Raw genomic sequence first — 5401 nt, forward strand, 5'->3', positions numbered from 1 at the left:
TAAAAGAAGTCCGGCGGTGTCCTACTCTCCCACAGGGTCCCCCCTGCAGTACCATCGGCGCTGAGAGGCTTAGCTTCCGGGTTCGGAATGTGACCGGGCGTTTCCCTCTCGCTATGGCCGCCGAAACACTATTGATGTTTCAGTTTCACACATAACAAAGAATCATTGTTGTGTGTGGTTCTCGACCGTACATCGAGAACCACTCAGTGGACGCGAACACGCTTAAAAGTTTGGTGTTATCAAGTCATCGGCTTATTAGTACCAGTCAGCTGCACACATTGCTGTGCTTCCACATCTGGCCTATCAACCCAGTAGTCTGGCTGGGAGCCTCTCGCCCCGAGGGGCATGGAAGTCTCATCTTGAGGCCGGCTTCCCGCTTAGATGCTTTCAGCGGTTATCCATCCCGAACGTAGCTAACCAGCGGTGCTCCTGGCGGAACAACTGGCACACCAGAGGTTCGTCCAACCCGGTCCTCTCGTACTAGGGTCAGATCCTCTCAAACTTCCTACGCGCGCAGCGGATAGGGACCGAACTGTCTCACGACGTTCTAAACCCAGCTCGCGTACCGCTTTAATGGGCGAACAGCCCAACCCTTGGGACCTACTCCAGCCCCAGGATGCGACGAGCCGACATCGAGGTGCCAAACCATGCCGTCGATATGGACTCTTGGGCAAGATCAGCCTGTTATCCCCGAGGTACCTTTTATCCGTTGAGCGACAGCGCTTCCACAAGCCACTGCCGGATCACTAGTCCCGACTTTCGTCCCTGCTCGACCTGTCAGTCTCACAGTCAAGCTCCCTTGTGCACTTACACTCGCCACCTGATTGCCAACCAGGTTGAGGGAACCTTTGGGCGCCTCCGTTACTTTTTGGGAGGCAACCGCCCCAGTTAAACTACCCACCAGGCACTGTCCCTGAACCGGATCACGGTTCTAAGTTAGATATCCAGAGTGACCAGAGTGGTATTTCAACAATGACTCCACGGTAACTGGCGTCACCGCTTCAAAGTCTCCCACCTATCCTACACAAGCCACACCGAACACCAATACCAAGCTGTAGTAAAGGTCACGGGGTCTTTCCGTCCTGCTGCGCGTAACGAGCATCTTTACTCGTAATGCAATTTCGCCGAGTTCGCGGTTGAGACAGTTGGGAAGTCGTTACGCCATTCGTGCAGGTCGGAACTTACCCGACAAGGAATTTCGCTACCTTAGGATGGTTATAGTTACCACCGCCGTTTACTGGGGCTTAAATTCGCAGCTTCGCTTACGCTGACCGCTCCTCTTAACCTTCCAGCACCGGGCAGGCGTCAGTCCGTATACATCGTCTTGCGACTTGGCACGGACCTGTGTTTTTAGTAAACAGTCGCTACCCACTGGTCTCTGCGGCCACCACACCCTTTTCCGCGCAAGGCGGTATAAGTGGATGGCCCCCCTTCTCCCGAAGTTACGGGGGCATTTTGCCGAGTTCCTTAACCACGATTCTCTCGATCTCCTTGGTATTCTCTACCTGACCACCTGAGTCGGTTTGGGGTACGGGCGGCTAGAACCTCGCGTCGATGCTTTTCTTGGCAGCATAGGATCACCCACTTTTCATCCGCATCGTGTCTCAGCCTGCATGAACCGCGGATTTGCCTACGGTTCGGCCTACGCACTTGCACCAGGACAACCATCGCCTGGCTTGGGCTACCTTCCTGCGTCACACCTGTTAATACGCTAACCGCACCAGCATAGGGTCGTGTGCTCCCTCGCCCGGTGTCACCCGAAGGTGACGATGAACGAGTTCGGACACTTAGCATCACTGGATTGATTGGGGCGGTTCTTCGCCGGTACGGGAATATCAACCCGTTGTCCATCGACTACGCCTGTCGGCCTCGCCTTAGGTCCCGACTTACCCAGGGAAGATTAGCTTGACCCTGGAACCCTTGGTCTTTCGGAGGACGTGTTTCTCACACGTCTTTCGCTACTCATGCCTGCATTCTCACTCGTGTGCCGTCCACGGCTGGATCACTCCGCCGCTTCACCCGGCACACGACGCTCTCCTACCCATCAACACGGCTGGACCACGAAGGCCTACCATTAATGTCAATGCCACAACTTCGGTGGCGTGCTTGAGCCCCGTTACATTGTCGGCGCGGAATCACTTGACCAGTGAGCTATTACGCACTCTTTCAAGGGTGGCTGCTTCTAAGCCAACCTCCTGGTTGTCAGAGCAACTCCACATCCTTTCCCACTTAGCACGCGCTTAGGGACCTTAGTTGGTGGTCTGGGTTGTTTCCCTCTCGACTATGAAGCTTATCCCCCACAGTCTCACTGCTGCGCTCTCACTTACCGGCATTCGGAGTTTGGCTGACGTCAGTAACCTTGTAGGGCCCATCGGCCATCCAGTAGCTCTACCTCCGGCAAGAAACACGCAACGCTGCACCTAAATGCATTTCGGAGAGAACCAGCTATCACGAAGTTTGATTGGCCTTTCACCCCTATCCACAGCTCATCCCCTCAGTTTTCAACCTAAGTGGGTTCGGCCCTCCACGACGTCTTACCGTCGCTTCAGCCTGGCCATGGATAGATCACTTCGCTTCGGGTCTAGGACACGCGACTGAATCGCCCTATTCAGACTCGCTTTCGCTACGGCTACCCCTCCCGGGTTAACCTCGCCACGTATCACTAACTCGCAGGCTCATTCTTCAAAAGGCACGCTGTCACCCCTGCTAGGGAGGCTCCAACGGTTTGTAAGCAAACGGTTTCAGGTACTATTTCACTCCCCTCCCGGGGTACTTTTCACCTTTCCCTCACGGTACTTGTCCGCTATCGGTCATCTGGGAGTATTTAGGCTTATCAGGTGGTCCTGACAGATTCACACGGGATTTCTCGGGCCCCGTGCTACTTGGGATACCCTCCACGCCAACACACGCATTTCGACTACGGGACTGGCACCCACTCTGGTCCGCCTTTCAAGACGGTTCGTCTATACGCTGCTGTCACGTCGACCACTCGGCAGAATGGTCAGGAGAGTCCCACAACCCCGAATATGCAACTCCTGCCGGATATCACACATACTCGGTTTAGCCTGATCCGGTTTCGCTCGCCACTACTCACGGAATCACGGTTGTTTTCTCTTCCTGTGGGTACTGAGATGTTTCACTTCCCCACGTTCCCTCTACCCGCCCTATATATTCAGGCGGGAGTCACTAGGTCGGCACGCCGCCCAGCGGGGTTTCCCCATTCGGACACCCTCGGATCAAAACTCGCTTATCAGTTCCCCGAGGCTTATCGCAGATTGCTACGTCCTTCTTCGGCTCCAGATGCCAAGGCATCCACCGTTTGCTCTTAAAGACTTGAAATCACATGAGATCAGAATCGGAATCGAACACCGAAGTGCTCGAACTCGAAATTGATGAAGATAATCATTTACATGATCATCAGTGAAACGATCCGAAGATCGTCTCTAAGATGCTCGCGTCCACTGTGTAGTTCTCAAAGTACGGGCGGTACCCCTCCGCCAACCCCCAAAGGGGAAAACAAAAGGAGCCCAGAGGATACAGTCACGAAGAAGATCCCGAAGAATCAACCCCATGTCCGGTCCCTCAGGACCCAACAGCGTGCCGGCACCCACCCCTCTGACCCGAACGTTCCAACCACCGAAGCGGCGTACTGATCCAGACCAGACGACTGAATGCCATGTCAAATGTTCCACCCATGAGCTCCGGTCGGAAACATTCGTTCCGAATCCGGCTCTGTCACTCCGAAGAGTGCAGTGCTCCTTAGAAAGGAGGTGATCCAGCCGCACCTTCCGGTACGGCTACCTTGTTACGACTTAGTCCTAATTACCGATCCCACCTTCGACGGCTCCCTCCACAAGGGTTAGGCCACCGGCTTCAGGTGTTACCGACTTTCATGACTTGACGGGCGGTGTGTACAAGACCCGGGAACGTATTCACCGCAGCGTTGCTGATCTGCGATTACTAGCGACTCCGACTTCATGAGGTCGAGTTGCAGACCTCAATCCGAACTGGGACCGGCTTTTTGGGATTCGCTCCACCTTACGGTATCGCAGCCCTTTGTACCGGCCATTGTAGCATGCGTGAAGCCCAAGACATAAGGGGCATGATGATTTGACGTCATCCCCACCTTCCTCCGAGTTGACCCCGGCAGTATCCCATGAGTTCCCACCATTACGTGCTGGCAACATAGAACGAGGGTTGCGCTCGTTGCGGGACTTAACCCAACATCTCACGACACGAGCTGACGACAACCATGCACCACCTGTATACCGACCTTGCGGGGCGGCCATCTCTGGCCGTTTCCGGTATATGTCAAGCCTTGGTAAGGTTCTTCGCGTTGCATCGAATTAATCCGCATGCTCCGCCGCTTGTGCGGGTCCCCGTCAATTCCTTTGAGTTTTAGCCTTGCGGCCGTACTCCCCAGGCGGGGAACTTAATGCGTTAGCTTCGTCACGGAATCCGTGGAATGGACCCCACAACTAGTTCCCAACGTTTACGGGGTGGACTACCAGGGTATCTAAGCCTGTTTGCTCCCCACCCTTTCGCTCCTCAGCGTCAGTTACGGCCCAGAGATCTGCCTTCGCCATCGGTGTTCCTCCTGATATCTGCGCATTCCACCGCTACACCAGGAATTCCAATCTCCCCTACCGCACTCTAGTCTGCCCGTACCCACTGCAGGCCCGAGGTTGAGCCTCGGGATTTCACAGCAGACGCGACAGACCGCCTACGAGCTCTTTACGCCCAATAATTCCGGATAACGCTTGCACCCTACGTATTACCGCGGCTGCTGGCACGTAGTTAGCCGGTGCTTTTTCTGCAGGTACCGTCACTTTCGCTTCTTCCCTGCTAAAAGAGGTTTACAACCCGAAGGCCGTCATCCCTCACGCGGCGTTGCTGCATCAGGCTTCCGCCCATTGTGCAATATTCCCCACTGCTGCCTCCCGTAGGAGTCTGGGCCGTGTCTCAGTCCCAGTGTGGCCGGTCACCCTCTCAGGCCGGCTACCCGTCGACGCCTTGGTGAGCCATTACCTCACCAACAAGCTGATAGGCCGCGAGCCCATCCCCAACCAAAAAATCTTTCCAACCCCCACCATGCGGCAGGAGCTCATATCCAGTATTAGACGCCGTTTCCAGCGCTTATCCCAGAGTCAGGGGCAGGTTGCTCACGTGTTACTCACCCGTTCGCCACTAATCCAGAGAGCAAGCTCTCCTTCATCGTTCGACTTGCATGTGTTAAGCACGCCGCCAGCGTTCATCCTGAGCCAGGATCAAACTCTCCGTAAAGAAATTTTGCCAACCCCCACCGGAATAAGGCAGGAGCAGCGAGTTTGAAACTGACCAAAACGGATGTCATTACTGACAAATCCATGAATTGATCCAAAGGAATCTCACCAACCGAAAA

General features: G+C 54.9%; 3 rRNA genes. All 3 read right to left on the minus strand.

Annotation, left to right across the window (positions count from 1 at the left end):
• Positions 1-8: 8 nt before the first annotated feature.
• Positions 9-125: ribosomal RNA gene (rrf, locus tag LK09_RS20340) — 5S ribosomal RNA — on the minus strand.
• A 110-nt stretch (positions 126-235) separates the two neighbouring features.
• Positions 236-3339: ribosomal RNA gene (locus LK09_RS20345) — 23S ribosomal RNA — on the minus strand.
• 424 nt (positions 3340-3763) lie between these two features.
• Positions 3764-5283: ribosomal RNA gene (locus tag LK09_RS20350) — 16S ribosomal RNA — on the minus strand.
• The 16S, 23S and 5S rRNA genes sit together here, the layout of an rRNA operon.
• Positions 5284-5401 lie beyond the last annotated feature (118 nt).

The sequence above is a fragment of the Microbacterium mangrovi genome, from assembly GCF_000802305.1.
Classification (GTDB): domain Bacteria; phylum Actinomycetota; class Actinomycetes; order Actinomycetales; family Microbacteriaceae; genus Microbacterium; species Microbacterium mangrovi.